Source organism: Collimonas sp. NPDC087041, assembly GCF_044745265.1.
Taxonomy (GTDB): Bacteria; Pseudomonadota; Gammaproteobacteria; order Burkholderiales; family Burkholderiaceae_D; genus Collimonas.
The window spans coordinates 449727-467360 of record NZ_JBIUZX010000002.1 but is presented as its reverse complement, the minus strand read 5'-3'; the positions used below and the strand labels follow the sequence as shown (position 1 = coordinate 467360).

The following is a 17634-nucleotide window of genomic DNA, read 5'->3' as shown; positions in this document are numbered from 1 at the left end:
ATGGGAAGGCAATCAAACCGGGCTCTGAAGCAGCGCTGAACGCCAGCCACACCCGGAATCACATCCTATTCCCATCCGCAGATTGCTGCTGGCGGATTTTAATCCGGAGATTGGATTATGATGGAGATGGGTTTCGTTGCGCCGATAGCGTGCAAGGTCGATGAAAACCTGAATACTCTTGCAATTTGAAAACGAATACGCTACTTTCGTAAGCACCGCTGGCAGATAGTTAAATGCGCAGCCGGCTTGCCGAGGAGACCGTCGTGAAAACCGTCGCACAGATTCTCAAGTCCAAGCAAAACCAGGCCACCTACACCATTCCCCCTTCCGCCAAGGTGTTCGACGCCATCAGGATGATGGCCGACAAGAGCGTCGGCGCGTTGCTGGTGACCGAAGGCGAGCAGATCGTCGGCATCGTCACTGAGCGCGACTATGCCCGCAAGATGATCCTGCTGGGGCGTTCCTCCAACGACACCTTCGTGCGCGACATCATGACCACCTCGGTCATGTATGTGCGCCTCGACGACACCAACGAACAATGCATGGCCCTGATGACCGAGAACCGGCTGCGCCATTTGCCGATTCTCGATGACGGCAAGCTGGTCGGCATCATCTCGATCGGCGACTTGGTCAAGGACATCATTTCGGAGCAGCAATTCATCATCCAGCAGCTGGAACATTACATAATGGGCCGCCCTGGTATAAGCTGAACAAGTGGGGGTCGCGAACAAGCGGCGGCGTTTTCCGTGCCCGTGCCTGCACCTGTTCCAGGCCCTTGATTGCGGATGGTGTTTGATTGTCTCCAACATGGTGGTGCCAGATGAAGAAGTGGCTCATCCTGCTGTCCTGTCTTCTGCTCGGCGCGTGCGCGAGTGTGCCGCCGCCGCGCGCCGACGGTTTGTTCAACGACCAGTTGTTCAGCGCACCTTCGCAGCCCATCAGTGCCGCCGACGTATTTGCAGTTAGCGCGCCGATGCGCAGCTTCCTCGCCAGTCCCGAGATCGTTCACCAGATGCATGCCAACGGCAGTCAGCGCGGCCTGTTCGACGCGCTCTACAGCAAGGGCCAGTTGCGGCTCGAATACGATTCTGTGCAGACTCATAACGCCGCCCAGACTTTCGCGGCCCGCTCGGGCAATTGTCTGTCGCTGGTCATCATGACTGCTGCTTTCGCCCGCCAGCTTGGTTTGCCGGTGCGCTTCCAGCGTGTGCTGATGGATGAATCGTGGACCCGCAACGGCGACATCTATTTCGCCAGTGGCCACGTCAACCTGACGCTCGGCAAGAAAATGACCGATGCCGATACCCGCTATGACCAGAGCCGCTTGATGACCATCGATTTCCTGCCGCCGGAAGACATCACGGGGCAGCGCACCGCCGATCTGGCCGAAGCCACGGTGGTCGCCATGTACATGAATAACCGTGCGGCCGAGACGCTGGCGGCGGGTCAATTGGACGACGCCTATTGGTGGGCGCGTGAAGCGATCCGCCAGGATCCGAATTTCCTCAGTTCCTACAACACGCTCGGCGTCATCTATCGCCGCCACGGCAACCTGCGTGAAGCCGAGCAAGCCTTGCGCCGCGTGTATGAACGTGAGCCGAATAACACGGTGGTCATGTTCAACCTGCAGGCGGCGCTCAAGGATCTCGGCCGCACTGATGAAGCGCAGGCCCTGGCGACGCGGCTGGCGCAATTGCAGCCGGAAGCGCCGTTCCATTATTTCAGCCTCGGCATGGAGGCCATGCGTGCCGGCGATTTCAAGGCCGCCAAGGCGCTGTTCACCAAAGAACTGGCGCGCGATCCGTACTATCACGAGTTCCAGTTCTGGCTAGGCATTGCCTGCCTGCGCCTGGGCGAAACCGACGAGGCCGTGCGGCACATGGCGATTGCGCTGGAAAACAGCACCACCCATCGCGACCATGAGCTGTATGCCGCCAAGCTCGACCGGCTCAAGGCGCAGCTGCCGCATTAGCGAGGCGGCAGCTGCGTATTGAAGCGAGCCTGATTTATTGCGGCAACTGACGCGATTGCACATCGAACGGCACGTTTACTGCAAGCTGCGCAGCTTCGTCGATTTCCTGGTGCAGCGGCTCGGCTGAGCGGGTGGCTGTTACAGGCTGTCGCGGTAGAACTTGGTATCGAGCCGCATGCGCGGAAATGCCGCCGGCAAGTCGTCCGCGGTGATTTCGACGAAACCGTGCTTCTCGTAGAACCGATGCGCCGCCAGGAAAGCCGAGGTGGTGCCGAGGAACACTTCGCGCAAGCCCTGCGCCGCCGACCAGTCGAACGGCGCCTGCAACAGCCGCTGCGCTACCTGATGCTCACGTCCGCGAAACGCTGGCTTGACGAACATCTTGCGCAACGCCGCTTGTCCATTGCCGATATCGCGCAGGGAAATACTTCCCACTACCTCGTCACCCGCCAGCGCCACCCAGAAATTACCGTGCCCGCATTGATAAAAAGTAGGGATGTCGAGCAGGTCGGGCTGCTCTTCAAGCGTGATGGCCAGACCGAATTCGTTTTGCTGGATTGGCAGGATCAGGTCGACGATGCCGCTGCGAAGCTGGTCGGAGTAGGTGGTGATTTCGATCATGGCTGGAGTCCGTAACAAAAATGAGTTAATTCGATTGGAATACGATGTATTCGCCGTCTTCGCCGTTACCAGATCCAGTCTGGCTAAATCCGCATGCCCTATAGAAAGCGATGGCGTTTTGGTTAAGCGCTAGGCATTTCAAGGTGTACTTGTGCTCAGGCCAGTTGGGCAGCGCGGAGAGGAGCGCCTTCCCTACTCCCTTTCCTTGTTGTTGAGAGGCGACGTACAGATGGTGGATGAAACGATCTTTTTCCCATATTGAGATGAAACCAACAATTTCTCGATGTTCGTCTTTGGCTACCAGTATGGTTTCGCCAACGGTTTGACGATCCAGATCCTGCAATTGGAATGCATCTGCCGCCGCCCAGGTATAAGTCTGCCGGCGTTCCGCAAGGAACAGGTCTCGAAGGGCGGGGAAATCTTGCGGATCGTTTCCGCGAACAGTTATGTGCATCGAACTCCTTCATCAAACAGTTGGTTTTCCGTAGCGAATCGTAGCCGTTTTGTAGCACTCAGTCCCGTCGCGGCGCCAGCACCGACGGCTGCTCGCGCTGCGCCACTTCGAACACCCCCACCAGCCAATCGACAAACACCCGCACCCGCGGCGATAGCTGGCGATGGTGCGGATACAGCACTGATACGGTAGACGGGTTGGGACGGTATTCGGGCAACACTTCACGCAACTCACCGCTGGCGAGCAGCGCTTCCATGCCGTAGCGAGGGCACTGGATCAGGCCGAATCCGGAGCGGCAGCAGGCAGAGTAGGCTTCGGCATTGTTGACAGAAATCGCGCCATCGATGGTGACTTCGCGGACCACGCCATCGACCTTGAATTCAAACGGAAAGACCTTGCCGGTTTGGGCCGAGAAGAAATTCACTGCGCGATGCCGCGCCAGATCCTCGATCGTGCGCGGCATGCCATGCCGCTCCAGGTAGGCCGGGCTGGCGACGGTGGTCTGCTGCAGGCTGGCCAGGCGCCGCGCCACCATCGACGAGTCGCGCAGTTCACCGACCCGCAGCACGCAATCGACGCTTTCCCGCACCAGGTCGACCAGGCGGTCGCCCATGCCGATCTGCAATTCGATATTTGGATAGCGTGTGCAGAATTGTTCCAGCTGCGGCAACACGAAGTGGCGCGCCAATGTGCCGTGCATGTCGATCCTGAGTTTGCCGCCGGGATTGGCGGCAGCTTCCGAAAACACGTTCTCGGTTTCTTCCAGGTCGGCCAGCAGCCGTGTGCAGCGCTGGTAATAGGCTTCGCCGTCGAGCGTGGCGGTGACCTGGCGCGTGGTCCGGTGCAGCAACCGCACCCGCAGCCGCGCCTCCATTTGCTTGATGGCGTTGGTCACTGTCGATTTCGGATAGCCGAGATCCTCGGCGGTGCGGGTGAAACTCTTCAACTCGACGATGCGCGTGAAAATCCGCATCGATTCAAATTTGTCCATGGAGGTGTCCGCACGATTGTTGGTGATATATGAACAGTCTAGGCAATTTTACCCAGTTTATCCATAATGAATTAACCGTCATCATGTATTACTGCCTTGCAAAACGGATTCACGGAAACGACGGGGCGGCCTGGCAACACTGACAACTCACTTCAAGGGGCTTCAAATGAACCACGCAAACCAAGCAGTCGCCATCGTCACCGGATCGTCGCGCGGCATCGGCGCAGCAGTAGCGCAACGCCTGGCCGATGACGGCTTCGCTGTCCTCATCAACTATGCCGGTAGCGCTGCGGCGGCACAAGCCCTGGCGCAACGGATCGTGCAAGCCGGCGGCCAGGCGCTGGCGGTACAGGCCGACGTCAGCGACCCGCAAGCCGTACGCGCCATGTTCGAGGCAGCGGAAAGCGCCTTCGGCGGTGTTGATGTACTGGTCAACAACGCCGGCATCATGGCAACCACCAGCATCGCCGAGACCGACGACGCCACCTTCGACCGCCAGATCGCCATCAACCTGAAGGGCAGCTTCAATACGCTGCGCGAAGCCGCCAAGCGCTTGCGCCAAGGTGGCCGCATCATCAATTTCTCGTCGAGCGTGGTCGGCATGCTGCAGCCGGGCTACGGCGTATATGCCGCCACCAAGGCTGGCGTCGAAGCGATGACCAGCGTGCTGGCCAAGGAGCTGCGCGGCCGCAACATCACGGTCAATGCGGTCGCTCCGGGGCCGACTGCCACCGATCTGTTCCTCAACGGCAAACCGCAGGAAGTGGTCGAGCGCCTGGCCAAGATGGCGCCGCTGGAACGCCTGGGACAACCGCAGGACATCGCCGCCACGGTAGCTTTCCTGGCAAGCGCCGACGGCGGCTGGATCAACGGCCAGACCTTGCGCGCCAACGGCGGAATCATCTGAGCATTTCAATTAATCCGGTTCACCAAATCGCATTCAAAGGAGTCATCGTCATTACGCGCGCGATGGTTTGAGCGTGGATATGCAAACCTGCATCGGCAAACAACGCCAGCCTGCCGCGCGATCGCTTCCTGCGGCAGTTCAGTGTGTGGAGTAGTTCCTTGGGGAAATTGTTATGGCGTGAAGCGCAAAATGATCTAAGCTGCATCTAGCGGCGGCTAGAGAGAAACAGCGGCTCGTTTGTAAATTTTTCCAGGGCCGTTCCGCGCGCTACAATTCGCCGATTTGCCCGGTGTCGATGCGGATGCCGGGTATATTCAACAGGAGAAAACCATGAAACTGAATCAAGTGTTGCTGGCGGCAATGACTGTCGCCGCGCTCCAGGGTTGCGCTGTCGCCGATGTCTCTGCTCCCGATCCGCGCGCCAACGAGCAAACCGACACCATTCCACCCGGAGGCTGCGCTGCCGATCGGCTGAAAGATCACGCGCTGGTCGGCAAGAGTGAGAAAGAGGCCACCGGTTTACTGGAAGGTTGCACCTGGCGCATCGGTGAGCGCGACGGCGAGCAATTTGCCGGCACCATGGATTATCGTGAAGAGCGGCGCACCATCGGCCTTGCCGACGGCAAGGTGATCTGGGTCCGGCGCGGCTAGGCGGCTTGCCTGCCGGCGCATTGAAAGCGCCGGCAGTCCCTTGGCGCGTTTTGATAAGTTGCCAGTGTTTTTCGCTGGAAAGCGATGAGATATTTCCGTAAGCTGCAGGTTGTCTTCATCTATCCGGTCTGAACGCAGATCTGTTTCCACCCATGTCGTCGCCAACGTTCATTGAAACCGAAAGAACCGTACTGATCCAGCTGCATCCCGATAATGCACACCTGTTGCAGGCTTACCAGTTGGCCAATCGCGCGCATCTGGAGCCGTGGGAGCCGGCCCGCAGCGACGATTTTTACACGCCTGAAAATTGTCATCGGCGTAGCGAAATCTCTTACCGCGCTTTCGAAGATGGCGTGGCCTTGCATTTAATGGCGATTGAACGTCAATCGCAAAGAATGATTGCCGGCTGTAATTTCACCAACATCGTCCGGGGACCATTGCTCGGATGCCACCTCGGCTACTCGATCGACCGCGAACACGAAGGGCGCGGCCTGATGCGCGAAATCGCCAGCGCCGGTATCGATCACGTATTTTCCGTACTTGGTCTGCATCGCATCATGGCCAACCATGCGCCGCGCAACTTGCGCAGCGAGCAACTTCTGAGACGCCTGGGTTTCGAGCGCGAAGGGTATGCCAGGGCTTATTTGAAAATCGCCGGGAAATGGGAAGACATGGTGCTCAATTCCCTGATCAATCCGTCGGACTAGCGCCGAATAAGAATGCACCTGTTGTTCGCCAATCTGCCTTTGGCGAGCTTCGTATTGGTTGCGGTTTAGGTATGCGTCGAGTAACATCGATTGCGTTGGCGCAATGATTTCACTGCCCATAAAACCCCCTCATTTCTGGTCATTTATACAACCATGGTGAAGCTATGATCCGAGGTTGCCTTGGTTGCTTGTTGCTCATGGTGTGCAGTCTTGGAAACGCTGCAGCCGGTCCCGATTGCTCCCGCCCTTTCACGCTTGCGCTGCACGAGCACGGCCTGCTCTATTCTGCTGACACCGATAGCGGCATCGACAAGGATTTCGCCGACGAACTGATCCGCCGCAGCGGTTGCCGAGTCAACGTCAGCCTGATGTCGCGGGCGCGCATCTGGCAACTGATCGAATCCGGCGCGCTCGACTTCAGCCTGTCCGGCATCGCCAACGCTGACCGCAGGCGTTTCGCCTCGTTCGCCTGGTACTTCAGCAATAAATATTATCTGCTGGTGCGCAAGGATTCCGGCAAGCGTCACCTTTCCGATGTCGAGCGCGATGACCGTTTCCAGCTTGGCGTCATCCGCAGTTTCCGCTATGGCGACACGGCCAATCGGCTGGTTGACCAGTTATCCGCCGTCAATCGCGTCAGCCAGGCAAACGGCCTGGCGCCGCTGTATCAGGCGTTACTTCGCGGCAGCATCCAGGGCATGATCATCGAACCGTTCGATTACCCGGCGCTGGATGAACAGAAAATCCGGGACGTTACCGCCGTTATCGAATTCAGCGATCCGGCGATACCTCACGGACTCATCATGTCGAGGAAGGCCCTGTCGGCAGCCGAGCAGGAAAAATGGCGGGCGCTGGTGGACGGCATGCGCGCGGACGGAACCGTGCGCCGTATTTTCGAAAAGTATTTCAGCCCCAATTTCGCCGCTCCCATGGTTGATTTCCAGGCGCAACCGTGAGCCGGTTACGTCTTATCCTGCTTCCCTTGCTGGTCTTGGTCACAGGACTAGGCGTCACCTGGGCGCTTTGGCATCATGAGCAGGAAGCCTCCGCGAAAGAGTTGCGGTCCCGGTTCGATGCCGCGCTGCGCGAGACGGCCAGCCGGATCGAATTGCGCGTGGCGACCTACGAGCAGATGCTGCGCGGCGTGCAGAGCCTGTATGCCGTCACGGGGGAGATGGATCGCGATGATTTCCGCGACTACGTCGCCTCGCTGAATCTGGACGCCAATTATTCGGGCATCCAGTCCATCGGCGTTGGCAAATGGGTGCCGGCAACGAACAAGGACAATCATGTCACCGCCATGCGCCAGGCGGGTTTAGCCAGCTATGCGGTGCTACCGGCTGGTCAGCGCGAAAATTACGTGCCGATTGTCCAGCGCGAACCGAATCTGGGCCGCAATTACGCTGTTCTTGGTTTCGATATGTGGTCCGATCCAACCCGGCGGGCGGCCATGGAACACGCGCGTGATTCCGGTTCCGTGGCGATTTCCGGCAAGGTCCGGCTGGCAGCCGATGTCGATACGGATGCCCGCTCCGGTTTCCTGATGTTTCTGCCGTTCTATGCCCGTGGCCAAGCGCACGACACCGTTGCCCAGCGCCGCGCGCACCTGGCCGGCTGGATCTACGCTTCCTTCCATATGAACGATGTGATGGCCAGCCTGTATGGCGAGCAGCCGCAGGGACTGGTCTTTGATATTTACGACGGCGTCGAACCGTCAGCCGACGCGCTCCTGTATCACTATGCCGGCGATGATGGAAGGCCGTCGCCAGGCGCGCTGTCCGCCAAAGAATATCTGGTGATCTCCGGTCACGACTGGACGCTGTCGATGACTGCGCTGGACGATTTCGGCGGACGTTCCAGGCATACCGACGAACTGCCTATTGCCATCACCGGCGCTGGCCTCAGCCTGCTGCTGGCGCTACTTGCGTGGCAGATGTTGACCGGCCGCAGCCGCGCCATACAGCTGGCGGCTTCGATGACCAGTGAACTGCGCGCGAGTGAAGAAAAATTTCGCGCCATCGCAGACTGTATGGTCAACTGGGAAGTCTGGTGGGGGCTGGATGGCAAGCCGCGCTGGATCAATCCCTCGGTCAAGGAGTACACCGGATATACCGTGGCGGAATGCATGGCCATGACCGACTTCTCCGGCACGCTGATCTACCCTGAAGACCAGCCTCGCGTTACATCGGGATTCCAGAAAGCCTGGCAGGGTTTGCGCGGCGACGACCTGGAATTCCGCTGCGTGCGCAAGGACGGATCGCTATTTTGGCTTTCCCTTTCCTGGGCGCCGATCAGCGATGTCCACGGGACATTCACTGGATTTCGCACCAGCGGGCGCGACATCACCGAACGCAAGCAGGCCGAAGCCGAGCTGCGCATTGCCGCGGTGGCGTTCGATTCACGCGAAGGCATGATGATTACCGACGCCAACTGCGTCATCCTGCGCGTCAACGGCGCTTTCACTGAAAGCACCGGATATGCGGCAGAGGAAGTGGTCGGCAGGACGCCGCGCATGCTGCAATCGGGCCGGCACGATGCGGCCTTCTACCAGGAGATGTGGCAGGCGATTCATCGCAGCGGCGGCTGGCAAGGCGAAATATGGGATCGCCGCAAGAACGGCGAGGTGTATCCGAAATGGCTGACGATTTCGGCGGTGAAGGGCGATGACGGTGTCGTCACCCACTACATCGGCACCCATCACGACATTACCGAACGCAAGATCTCGGAAGAAAGAATCAGGGAGCTGGCCTTTTTCGATGCCCTTACCCAATTGCCCAACCGTACCTTGCTGCTGGATCGACTGACGCAAGCCATCACGCTCAGCGCCCGCAATGAAACCTGCGGCGCCTTGCTGTTCATCGATCTCGATCATTTCAAGACCCTGAATGACACCCAGGGACACGATAAAGGCGATTTGCTGTTGCGGACAGCGGCGCAGCGGCTGGCGGGAGGCGTGCGGGAAATCGACACGGTAGCGCGGGTCGGCGGCGACGAATTCGTGGTGGTCCTGGGCAGCTTGAGCGCGAACCTGGAAGAAGCGATCCAGCAGACCGAGACGGTCGGCAAAAAAATCCTCGCGCTGCTGAGTAGCGTCTACCAGCTCGGCAATATCGAGTACCGCTGCTCGGCAAGCATCGGCGCCACCTTGTTCCGCGGTGATCAAACCAATACCGACGAACTCCTGAAACAGGCCGATCTCGCCATGTACGAGGCCAAGGAAGCCGGACGCGACACACTGCGTTTCTTCCATCCTGCGATGCAGACCGTGGTGGTGGAGCGCGCCATCTTGGAGGCCGGATTGCGCAAGGCCATCGACGCCAACCAGTTCCTGCTGCACTACCAGCCGCAAGTCGTCGAGAACGACCGCATCACAGGTGTCGAAGCGCTGGTGCGCTGGCAGCATCCGCAACACGGCATCGTATTGCCGGCCGACTTCATTCCGATGGCCGAAGAAACCGGATTGATCCTGCCGTTGGGAAACTGGGTGCTGGAAACTGCCTGTACCCAATTGGCGCTATGGGCGACCCGGGCAGAACTGGCGCACCTGACGATCGCAGTCAATATCAGCGCGCAGCAATTCCGCAAGCCCGATTTCGTCGACAGGGTGCTGGCGGTAATCAGCCGGACCGGCGCGAATCCCGAGCGGCTTAAACTGGAATTGACCGAAAGCCTGCTGGTCGACAACGTCCAGGACATCATTGAAAAGATGGCCGAACTCAAGGTACGGGGGATCTGTTTTTCACTGGACGATTTCGGCACCGGATATTCCTCGCTTTCTTACTTGAAGCGCCTGCCGCTGGATCAGCTTAAAATCGATCATACCTTCGTGCGCGATATCCTTTACGATTCCAACGATGCCGCCATCGCTGAAACCATCCTGGCGCTGGCCAGGAACCTGGGCCTGGAGGTCATTGCCGAGGGCGTCGAAACCGAGGCGCAGCGCGATTTCCTGGCTAGCGTAGGATGCAATGCGTATCAGGGCTATTATTTCTGCCGTCCGCTGCCAATTGATAGCTTTGAGAAATTCATGATGACGGTGTGAGGCGCGCCGTTCAGTATTCGAACGATTGCAATAACCGGAGCGATGCCATGACACTCGATGTAATCAAGGAATTCCTGTTTTGGTGCGTCGGCATAAACTATGCGATTCTCATCGTTTGGGCCTGCGTTTTCCTGGCCGCCCACGACTGGTTGTACCGCCTGCACGGACGCTGGTTCAAGCTCTCCCCCGAAACTTTCGACGGCGTCATGTACGGCGCCATGGCGGTCTACAAGATCGGGATCATGCTGTTCAACCTGGTGCCGTTGGCGGCGCTTTACCTGACAACCTGAGTTCTGGGGAACGTAAATGAAACACATCAACGGTATCGTATTCGACCTGTACGGCACGCTTTACGATGTCCATTCGGTAGCCTTATTGTGCGACAGCTATCATCCCGGCCGCGGGCGCGAGATCAGTGCCGTATGGCGCCAGAAGCAGCTTGAGTACACCTGGCTGCGCAGCCTGATGGGACAATACGTGGACTTCGAACAGGCTACCCATGATGCACTGGTGTTCACTTCCGGGCAGCTGAAACTGCCGCTCGATGCAACGGCGCAGCTTGCACTATGTAATGCCTACCTGGAGTTGGCAGCGTACCCGGAAGTGCCGGCGGCGCTCGCCAGGTTGCAGGCAATGGGTTTGCCGCTCGCCATTTTATCCAACGGTTCTCCGCATTCGATACACAGCGTGGTCACGCGATCCGGGCTCGAAGCGCGCTTCTCCCATCTGATCAGTGCCGATGAAGTGCGCATCTTCAAGCCGCATGGCAGTGTCTACCAGCTTGCCGTAGACCGTTTGCAATTTGATCGCTCGGAGCTTCTGTTTGTTTCGTCGAACGCCTGGGACGCATCGGGAGCCAGGCATTTTGGTTTTCCGGTGTGCTGGATCAACCGGGCTGGCAATACCTTCGATGAACTGGGGCAATCGCCCGACCACGTGGTCGGCGGACTGGACGAACTGGCCGACTGGATAGCGACACAGCGAAACAATTGATGGCCGCCGGCCAAGCGTTCGGACCGCAATGGTTGCAGCCGCGCGACATCTGGTTGCGGCCAGGGATGCAATCACGCTGCCGATCTGATAACGTATCCGGCTCAAGAATCTGAAAAGAGGGTGAAGCCATGGCGTTTCAGAATTATTGGCTGTTTGTCCCGGCCTGCTTCGCGCTGAACATGGCATTCGGTCCGAATAATGTCTTGTCGCTGTCGAACGGCGCGCGCGATGGCATGCGCTATTCGATATTGGCGGCGTTCGGCCGGCTGCTGGCGTTTGCGGCGATGATTGCGATTTCCGGTTTCGGCCTGGGGGCGTTGCTGCTGGCTTCGGAAACCTTGTTTACCTTGCTCAAGTTCGGCGGAGCGATCTATCTGGTGTGGTTGGGCATCAAGATGTTTCGTGCAGCCCCAATGTCGTTGACGCGCAGCGTTGCCAACGCCGACGCCCCGATCGAACCGTCAATGGACAAGCTGCGCCGCCTGGCGAAGCAGGAGTTCCTGGTGGCCGCCGGCAATCCCAAGGCGATCCTGATCTTCACCGCTTTCTTTCCGCAATTCGTCGATCGCTCGGCCTACGCCGCCAGCTTCACGATACTTGGCGCGATCTTCCTGCTGCTGGAACTGGTCGCCATTGCCATCTATGCCGCGCTCGGCGCACGGCTTGGCTCGCTGGCGCAGGTTGGCAACAGCTTCCGGTGGTTCAACCGCGCCAGTGGATCGCTGATGATCGGGTTTGGCTTGTTGCTGGCTTTCCTGCGACGCCCGGCCAGCTGATCAACCGACGCGCGATGGCGCAGAGGATGTGTTCATGAAATCAACATCTCCAGCAGTGCTGGCGGTTCATCATTTCGAACAACGCGAAGAGTGGGCCGCCTGGCTCGCCGATCATCACGCGACATCGCCTGGTATCTGGTTGCAACTGGCCAAGAAGGGTGCAGAGACGCGCTCGGTTTCTTACAGGGAGGCGGTCGACATTGCACTTTGCTTTGGCTGGATAGACGGCCAGAAGCAAGCGCACAATACGCAGTTCTGGCTGCAAAAATTCACCCGGCGCGCCGATAAAAGCGCATGGTCAAAGATCAACAGAGACAAGGCGCTGGCGCTGCTCAAATCGGGCGCCATGCAACCGGCCGGGCTCAGCGAGATCGAGCGCGCCAAGCGCGATGGCCGTTGGGATGCTGCATATGATTCGCCCAGCACAGCCAGCGTGCTGCCGGATTTCCAGGCTGCGCTCGACGCCAATCCTCGCGCCCGGGATTTTTTTGTTTCGCTGGATAGCCGCAATCGCTACGCGTTGCTGTTCCGTATTCAAACTGCGAAGAAAGAAGAAACCCGCGCAAAGCGGATTGCCCAGTTCGTGGAAATGCTGGCGCGCCACGAAAAAATACACGCCTGAGTGATGTGAAAGCCATGCATCCGCGCGACAGACTAGCTCAATACACATATCGTCCAAGACAACAGCATGTCATCCATACGCACTATAAAAAAAGAAGAATTGCCGCTACTCGGCAAGATCGACCGCAAGGAAAGCATTGCCCAGTTTTATCGTATCGAAAACGGCCGGCTGACACTGTACGACGACGCGCTGGAAGTGGCTGGCTGGGAGCCGGATGAGATCGCGCACAATGCGGCGGCAGAAGTCGCCTGTTTCGAGCGCGGCGGCTGGTTCCGTGTGGCGTTCGATGAACAGCTTCCGGTGGCGGTGGTGGTGCTCGACAGTGCATTCCTGGATATCGGCATGCCGGCGCTGCAGCTGAAATTCCTGCATGTCAGCCACGCCTATCGCGGTCGCGGCCTGGCCGGCAAGTTGTTCCGCTTGGCCGGCGAACAGGCGCGCACGATGGGCGCAGCCGCGCTCTATATCTCGGCGACGCCGACGCGCAACACCGTGGATTTCTATCTGCGGCTGGGCTGCCGCCTACTGGAGCGGCCGGACCCGGAACTCTATCGTCTTGAGCCCGACGACATCCATTTGTATTTTCCGCTGGGCGGCTAACGCCGGGCGGACACCAGCAACATCATCGGACGTTCGCGCTCTTCCGCCAATTCCGGCCGTGTCGCGACTTGCGCCGCAGTGGGGCCCCAATCTTCGACATGGGTGATGGTGAATCCGGCGCCGATCAACAGGTTGAGCAGGGTGCCGATGGTGCGATGCTGCTTGATCACGCCTTCAGCCAGCCAGTTGGTGCGGCGCGGACCTTCGACCTGATAATTGTCTACCGGCCAGGTCTTGCGTCCGTTCGCTGCAATCACCCAGCCGGGTTGCATCGACGCCATGTAAATCGGATGTTCGATCGAGAACACCAGGCTGGCTCCTGGCGCCAATGCCTGCCACACCCGTTGCAACAGGCCGGGCAGGTTTTCAATGTAATGCAGGGTCAGCGAACTGTAGGCCAGGTCGAAGGCGGCGTCTGGCAGATCGAGCTGTTCCAGGTCCGCGCGGGCATAGGTGATGGCGGTGTCCCGGGTCATTTGCGCTGCGCGCTCCAGCATCTTGGTGGAGACGTCGAGGCCCAGGACACTGGCGGCGCCATGCTCGCGCGCCCAGCGGCTGAACCAGCCGTAGCCGCAACCGAGATCGACCACCTTGAGGCCGTGCAACGGCGGCAACATGGCTTGCAGCGCCGGCCATTCGGCGGCGCCGGCAAGACCGTCGACTGAACGGCCGAGCTGGCTGTAGCCGGCGAAGAAGGCCGGATCGTCATAGATATTCTGGGTCATGGCAGTTAATTTGTTGTGTATGCCGTCGATTTTGGCAGAGGCCAGGAATGGCTGCAAGGCGGGCGTGGCACATGCACAAAAAGTTTGCCAACGTGTAAACTGGATCGAGCAGCACATCCAAACCTTCATCCCTTGAGCGATTTATCCATGACCATACTGACCACGCCACGGCTGCGGCTGGAACCATTCAGCGATTTGCATCTGGCTGCGCTGCATGCCGTCAACCGCGATCCTGCGGTGATGCGCTATATCACCGGCAAGCCTGACACGCCTGAGGATACGCAGGCGGCGATTGCCCGCGTCAAGAAGCGCTGGGCGGAATGGGGATTTTCCTGGTGGAGTTTCTTCGAGCAAGACAGCGATGAAATCATCGGTTCCGGTTGCATCCAGTACCTGGGCGGCGACACTGCCAACCCGTTGGAAATCGGCTGGCGCCTGCGTCAGGACAAGTGGGGCCAGGGCCTGGCTTCGGAGGCGGCGCGGCGCATGGCGCAGTTTGCCTTCGAGACGATCGGCGGCGAGCGCCTGTGCGCGGTCTGCCACCCGGATAACCACAGTTCGGCGCGCGTCATGCAGCGCCTCGGGATGCAATATCAAGGCATCGAAAGATGGTACGACATGGATACTGCGGTGTATGCGATGACGCGCGACGACTGGCAGCGTGTCTCTGTCGAATGGAACAAGCCCAGCGCGACCTAAGCCTCGAAGCGCACCGGTTCGACGTTGCCGCGCTTGGGCCGGACCACCACGGTGCCGGCCAGCTTGTCGTGCCACCCCTGTTTCCTTTTGTCGAGTTCAACCCAGATCAGGCCCAGGCAAAAGACAAAGGTCGATGGAAAATAGCCGAGATAGCGGATGATGTTCTGGCTCACGCTGGTCGGGCCACCGGTGCGGGCGTCGACGATCCGCGCGGAAATCGCCATCTTGCCTGGTGTCGCTTGCCTGAAGCTCCAGAACACCAGCACTGCGACGGCTGGAAATATATAGGAAATCAGGAAATTGGCGAAGCCGCTGAAGGTGATGCCTGCGGCCAGACGTTCGCGGCCGTAGATCGCCAGCAGCAACGGCGTGGTGATCGCCAGCACCAGCACCGTATCGATAATGCTGGCCCAGACCCTGAGCCAGAATCCTACATATTCCAGTTGCTTGGTATCGTCCATGCCTGTCCTGTCCGGTTAATTGTACGGTTGATTGTGCGGTTGGCCTTCTGGAACATAACTGATGCCAGGGACTGAGTTTATCGCTTAAACGGAGCGCACCGGAGAAAACAGTTTGCCGAAATCGATTTCCTTGGGCTGGTTCGGTTCGGTCAGCAGTTCGCTGGCGTATTCGCCAAGGTGATGCGCCATCAGGCGCGCCGCTTGCTCACCATCTCCCTGTTCGATTGCATCAAGGATCGCCACGTGTTCGTCCGCTGAGCAGCTGTTGCGCTTCGGCGTTTCGTACAGGCCGATCAGTAGCGAGCTGCGCGCGATCAGCGTGCGCAGGTAGCCGGTCACGATGTTATTTTGATTGGCTTCGGCCAGCTTGATATGGAATTCGCCGGAGAGGCGAATCCAGTCGCCCCAGTTGCCTTGCTCACGCAGCGCATGCTCGCGCTTCACCATCTCGCGCAGTTCCGGCAGGCGTCGGCGCTTCCCAGCCAGGCTCTTGACCGAGCCACTTTCGACGATCACGCGGGCTTCGAATACTTCCCGCGCTTCCTTGATGTCATGCATGGCGATGACGGCGCCGCGATTCGGTTGCAGGTCGATCACGCCTTCATGCGCCAGTTTCACGAATACCCGCCGCAATGTGCCGCGCGTCACGCCGAAGGCTTCGCACAGCGGCGCCTCGACCAAGCGCGTGCCTGGTGGTAGTTGGTGGTCAAGGATGGCGTCGATGATCGAGAGATGGATGCGTGCATCGATCTCGTCGTTGCTCAATTCGTCGTGGTGGATGCTGGTTGCCTGGCTCATGCTGCGCCCCCGTTTGCCGGAATGGCTGGCAGGCGGGGTGATTTCAGGATTGTGCACAATTTATACATTGCTCGCCGAATCTTTGTCGAAGTGGTGCACCAGTATAAATCCTAAGTCCACGCCTTGCACGACTGCCAAATTTTTCCTGGCGATATGGATTTCTATTCAACTGTTAGCGCGATTGCGATGCGCCATACTGAGGCATGTGCACAAAAATTAGCGTAATTCGCACCAAATTGTGCACGATCTCTGGCGACCAAAGGCGCCTTAATGTTTCCTTGCGACAGTCACTGCAACGCCCGCTTTCATTCTTGCGACGCCTGTCGATCTCATCAAAAAACCTCAATTGGCACGGTTCTGGCTTATTGCAAGTCATGGATTGTGCGCAATCCTGTCTTGGATTGTAAAAAATCAAACAATCCTGGACCTCAGGGAGGCGGTTCCGCTAGCTGTTGGTTGCAGTCGGCTGTACGGCACTGGACGGATCACCGTGGTGAGCAGGCAGGCATACAACATAGACAAGGATAAAGATGAACCCTTTACTCAAACCGGCGGCGACATTGGCCATGCTGGGCATCGCCGGCGCCGCGCTGGCGCAAACCAGCGTTACCGTCTCGGGCGTGATCGACACCGGTATCGGCTACGCCAACAATGCCGGCAACGGCACGCAATCGAAAGTGGGCGGGACCGACAGCATCCTGGGCGTTTCCAATGTCGGCTTCAGCGGCAAGGAAGACCTGGGCGGCGGCTTGAGCGCTGTCTTCAATCTGCAGGCCGGCTTCAATCCGACCACCGGTGCGCAGTCGGCCAGCGGCCAACTGTTTTCGCGCAATGCGCTGGTCGGCCTGGATAGCCCGGGCGGCAGGCTCACGGTTGGCAAGCAATGGAATTTCAACGACGACTGGCTGGTCGGCAGCGTCTTCAAGGGCGGCTACAACTCCGGCGCGATTTTCAAGTTTTCCGAATTTGATGCGGTCAGCGAGATCTACAACAACACCGTCAAATATGTATCGCCAACGTTCAACGGCTTCCAGGGCGGCGCCATGCTCGGCTTCGGCGAAGCAGCCGGAAGCGTGCGCAGCGGCCAGGTCTACAACCTCGCCGGTCGTTACCAGCAAGGGTCGCTGCTGTTGGCAGCCAGCTACGACCATGAACAGGATGGCAACGCCAGCCTGGTCGGCAATGGCAGCCTGTACAAGCTGGCCACGCTCGGCGCCAGCTATGGCTTTGGCGCGCTGACCACGCGGCTCGGTTATGCCCACAGCGATATTTCCGGCCCCGGCGTATTCCAGTCGATCCCGTCGCAGTCGGCACGCAAGGCGTACGCGGTCGAGGCTGGCCTGGATTATGCATTCACCCCTGCATTTACCGGCTCGGCCGACGCCATCTATCGCAAGAACACGACGCTCGCCAACAACAGCAAGGTGTATCGCCTGCTCGGCATTTACAGCTTGTCGAAGCGCACCAGCCTGATCGCCAATATCGCCCATCTCGAGAATGCCGATGGCGCCTCGGAATCGCTGGTGGCCACCAACTCGACGGCGATCGGCGGCGGCTACGCGAATCAAAGCCAGACTGCCATCGCGCTTGGCATCCGTCACCTGTTCTGATTGTT

General features: G+C 59.0%; 20 protein-coding genes. 14 read left to right on the top strand and 6 right to left on the bottom strand.

What is annotated here, in order from left to right:
* Window positions 1–263 precede the first annotated feature (263 nt).
* The gene (locus ACIPF8_RS05310) at window positions 264–710 is read left to right on the top strand and encodes a CBS domain-containing protein (protein WP_400417890.1); all 447 of its coding nucleotides are present in this window, start codon (window positions 264–266) and stop codon (window positions 708–710) included.
* A 110-nt stretch (window positions 711–820) separates the two neighbouring features.
* Window positions 821–1972, top strand: coding sequence for a tetratricopeptide repeat protein (locus tag ACIPF8_RS05305; RefSeq protein WP_400417887.1), 1152 nt, complete (start codon window positions 821–823; stop codon window positions 1970–1972).
* A gap of 138 nt (window positions 1973–2110) precedes the next feature.
* On the opposite strand, the gene ACIPF8_RS05300 is transcribed toward ACIPF8_RS05305, so the two are convergent.
* The 3 genes from ACIPF8_RS05300 to ACIPF8_RS05290 are packed head-to-tail and all read right to left on the bottom strand — an operon-like array spanning window position 2111 to window position 4038.
* Complete coding sequence (locus tag ACIPF8_RS05300; protein WP_400417884.1) at window positions 2111–2593, bottom strand: GNAT family N-acetyltransferase; 483 nt, start codon at window positions 2591–2593, stop codon at window positions 2111–2113.
* A 25-nt stretch (window positions 2594–2618) separates the two neighbouring features.
* Window positions 2619–3047, bottom strand: coding sequence for a GNAT family N-acetyltransferase (locus ACIPF8_RS05295; protein WP_400417881.1), 429 nt, complete (start codon window positions 3045–3047; stop codon window positions 2619–2621).
* A gap of 58 nt (window positions 3048–3105) precedes the next feature.
* Window positions 3106–4038, bottom strand: coding sequence for a LysR family transcriptional regulator (locus ACIPF8_RS05290; RefSeq protein ID WP_400417878.1), 933 nt, complete (start codon window positions 4036–4038; stop codon window positions 3106–3108).
* Between the two features lie 166 nt (window positions 4039–4204).
* Here ACIPF8_RS05290 and ACIPF8_RS05285 point away from each other — a divergent pair, with 166 nt between their 5' ends.
* From ACIPF8_RS05285 to ACIPF8_RS05240, 10 genes are all read left to right on the top strand, one after another.
* Window positions 4205–4945 (top strand): SDR family oxidoreductase, encoded by a 741-nt coding sequence (locus ACIPF8_RS05285; RefSeq protein WP_400417877.1) that lies wholly within the window; start codon window positions 4205–4207, stop codon window positions 4943–4945.
* A gap of 330 nt (window positions 4946–5275) precedes the next feature.
* Window positions 5276–5596 carry a hypothetical protein gene (locus ACIPF8_RS05280; protein WP_400417874.1) on the top strand — a complete coding sequence of 107 codons (321 nt, stop codon included), beginning with the start codon at window positions 5276–5278 and terminating at the stop codon, window positions 5594–5596.
* A 152-nt stretch (window positions 5597–5748) separates the two neighbouring features.
* Window positions 5749–6303, top strand: coding sequence for a GNAT family N-acetyltransferase (locus ACIPF8_RS05275; RefSeq protein ID WP_400417872.1), 555 nt, complete (start codon window positions 5749–5751; stop codon window positions 6301–6303).
* 164 nt (window positions 6304–6467) lie between these two features.
* On the top strand, window positions 6468–7259 hold the full coding sequence (locus tag ACIPF8_RS05270; protein WP_400417869.1) for a substrate-binding periplasmic protein: 792 nt from the start codon (window positions 6468–6470) through the stop codon (window positions 7257–7259).
* On the top strand, window positions 7256–10345 hold the full coding sequence (locus ACIPF8_RS05265) for an EAL domain-containing protein (RefSeq protein WP_400417866.1): 3090 nt from the start codon (window positions 7256–7258) through the stop codon (window positions 10343–10345). The genes ACIPF8_RS05270 and ACIPF8_RS05265 overlap by 4 nt, the downstream gene beginning before the upstream one ends.
* A gap of 47 nt (window positions 10346–10392) precedes the next feature.
* Window positions 10393–10635, top strand: coding sequence for a DUF6868 family protein (locus ACIPF8_RS05260; RefSeq protein ID WP_400417864.1), 243 nt, complete (start codon window positions 10393–10395; stop codon window positions 10633–10635).
* 16 nt (window positions 10636–10651) lie between these two features.
* Window positions 10652–11338, top strand: a complete 687-nt coding sequence (locus ACIPF8_RS05255) for a haloacid dehalogenase type II (protein WP_400417861.1) — start codon at window positions 10652–10654, stop codon at window positions 11336–11338.
* A 128-nt stretch (window positions 11339–11466) separates the two neighbouring features.
* Window positions 11467–12114, top strand: a complete 648-nt coding sequence (locus ACIPF8_RS05250) for a LysE family translocator (protein ID WP_400417859.1) — start codon at window positions 11467–11469, stop codon at window positions 12112–12114.
* Between the two features lie 34 nt (window positions 12115–12148).
* Window positions 12149–12736: a YdeI family protein gene (locus ACIPF8_RS05245; protein ID WP_400417857.1), complete on the top strand. Its 588-nt coding sequence runs from the start codon at window positions 12149–12151 to the stop codon at window positions 12734–12736.
* 66 nt (window positions 12737–12802) lie between these two features.
* The gene (locus ACIPF8_RS05240; RefSeq protein ID WP_400417855.1) at window positions 12803–13336 is read left to right on the top strand and encodes a GNAT family N-acetyltransferase; all 534 of its coding nucleotides are present in this window, start codon (window positions 12803–12805) and stop codon (window positions 13334–13336) included.
* Here the strand turns inward: ACIPF8_RS05240 and ACIPF8_RS05235 are convergent.
* Entirely contained in the window at window positions 13333–14061 is a 729-nt protein-coding gene (locus ACIPF8_RS05235; RefSeq protein WP_400417854.1) for a class I SAM-dependent methyltransferase, read from the bottom strand. The genes ACIPF8_RS05240 and ACIPF8_RS05235 overlap by 4 nt on opposite strands.
* Before the next feature lie 147 nt (window positions 14062–14208).
* Between ACIPF8_RS05235 and ACIPF8_RS05230 the strand changes: the two genes are divergently transcribed.
* Entirely contained in the window at window positions 14209–14760 is a 552-nt protein-coding gene (locus ACIPF8_RS05230) for a GNAT family N-acetyltransferase (protein ID WP_400417852.1), read from the top strand.
* Here the strand turns inward: ACIPF8_RS05230 and ACIPF8_RS05225 are convergent.
* A complete protein-coding gene (locus ACIPF8_RS05225; protein ID WP_400417849.1) occupies window positions 14757–15221 on the bottom strand; it encodes an RDD family protein in 465 nt (154 codons plus the stop codon). The genes ACIPF8_RS05230 and ACIPF8_RS05225 overlap by 4 nt on opposite strands.
* Window positions 15222–15305: 84 nt before the next feature.
* Entirely contained in the window at window positions 15306–16019 is a 714-nt protein-coding gene (locus ACIPF8_RS05220; protein ID WP_400417846.1) for a GntR family transcriptional regulator, read from the bottom strand.
* A 530-nt stretch (window positions 16020–16549) separates the two neighbouring features.
* On the opposite strand from ACIPF8_RS05220, the gene ACIPF8_RS05215 reads away from it, so the two are divergent.
* A complete protein-coding gene (locus ACIPF8_RS05215) occupies window positions 16550–17629 on the top strand; it encodes a porin (protein ID WP_400417843.1) in 1080 nt (359 codons plus the stop codon).
* Window positions 17630–17634: the final 5 nt, after the last annotated feature.

What these genes read in the sequence shown, in the direction of transcription:
- ACIPF8_RS05305 (WP_400417887.1), top strand. Translation starts at nt 821, where the DNA reads ATGAAGAAGTGGCTCATCCTGCTGTCCTGTCTTCTGCTCGGCGCGTGC.
- ACIPF8_RS05300 (WP_400417884.1), bottom strand. Translation starts at nt 2,593, where the DNA reads ATGATCGAAATCACCACCTACTCCGACCAGCTTCGCAGCGGCATCGTC.
- ACIPF8_RS05295 (WP_400417881.1), bottom strand. Translation starts at nt 3,047, where the DNA reads ATGCACATAACTGTTCGCGGAAACGATCCGCAAGATTTCCCCGCCCTT.
- ACIPF8_RS05290 (WP_400417878.1), bottom strand. Translation starts at nt 4,038, where the DNA reads ATGGACAAATTTGAATCGATGCGGATTTTCACGCGCATCGTCGAGTTG.
- ACIPF8_RS05285 (WP_400417877.1), top strand. Translation starts at nt 4,205, where the DNA reads ATGAACCACGCAAACCAAGCAGTCGCCATCGTCACCGGATCGTCGCGC.
- ACIPF8_RS05280 (WP_400417874.1), top strand. Translation starts at nt 5,276, where the DNA reads ATGAAACTGAATCAAGTGTTGCTGGCGGCAATGACTGTCGCCGCGCTC.
- ACIPF8_RS05275 (WP_400417872.1), top strand. Translation starts at nt 5,749, where the DNA reads ATGTCGTCGCCAACGTTCATTGAAACCGAAAGAACCGTACTGATCCAG.
- ACIPF8_RS05270 (WP_400417869.1), top strand. Translation starts at nt 6,468, where the DNA reads ATGATCCGAGGTTGCCTTGGTTGCTTGTTGCTCATGGTGTGCAGTCTT.
- ACIPF8_RS05260 (WP_400417864.1), top strand. Translation starts at nt 10,393, where the DNA reads ATGACACTCGATGTAATCAAGGAATTCCTGTTTTGGTGCGTCGGCATA.
- ACIPF8_RS05255 (WP_400417861.1), top strand. Translation starts at nt 10,652, where the DNA reads ATGAAACACATCAACGGTATCGTATTCGACCTGTACGGCACGCTTTAC.
- ACIPF8_RS05250 (WP_400417859.1), top strand. Translation starts at nt 11,467, where the DNA reads ATGGCGTTTCAGAATTATTGGCTGTTTGTCCCGGCCTGCTTCGCGCTG.
- ACIPF8_RS05245 (WP_400417857.1), top strand. Translation starts at nt 12,149, where the DNA reads ATGAAATCAACATCTCCAGCAGTGCTGGCGGTTCATCATTTCGAACAA.
- ACIPF8_RS05240 (WP_400417855.1), top strand. Translation starts at nt 12,803, where the DNA reads ATGTCATCCATACGCACTATAAAAAAAGAAGAATTGCCGCTACTCGGC.
- ACIPF8_RS05235 (WP_400417854.1), bottom strand. Translation starts at nt 14,061, where the DNA reads ATGACCCAGAATATCTATGACGATCCGGCCTTCTTCGCCGGCTACAGC.
- ACIPF8_RS05230 (WP_400417852.1), top strand. Translation starts at nt 14,209, where the DNA reads ATGACCATACTGACCACGCCACGGCTGCGGCTGGAACCATTCAGCGAT.
- ACIPF8_RS05225 (WP_400417849.1), bottom strand. Translation starts at nt 15,221, where the DNA reads ATGGACGATACCAAGCAACTGGAATATGTAGGATTCTGGCTCAGGGTC.
- ACIPF8_RS05220 (WP_400417846.1), bottom strand. Translation starts at nt 16,019, where the DNA reads ATGAGCCAGGCAACCAGCATCCACCACGACGAATTGAGCAACGACGAG.
- ACIPF8_RS05215 (WP_400417843.1), top strand. Translation starts at nt 16,550, where the DNA reads ATGAACCCTTTACTCAAACCGGCGGCGACATTGGCCATGCTGGGCATC.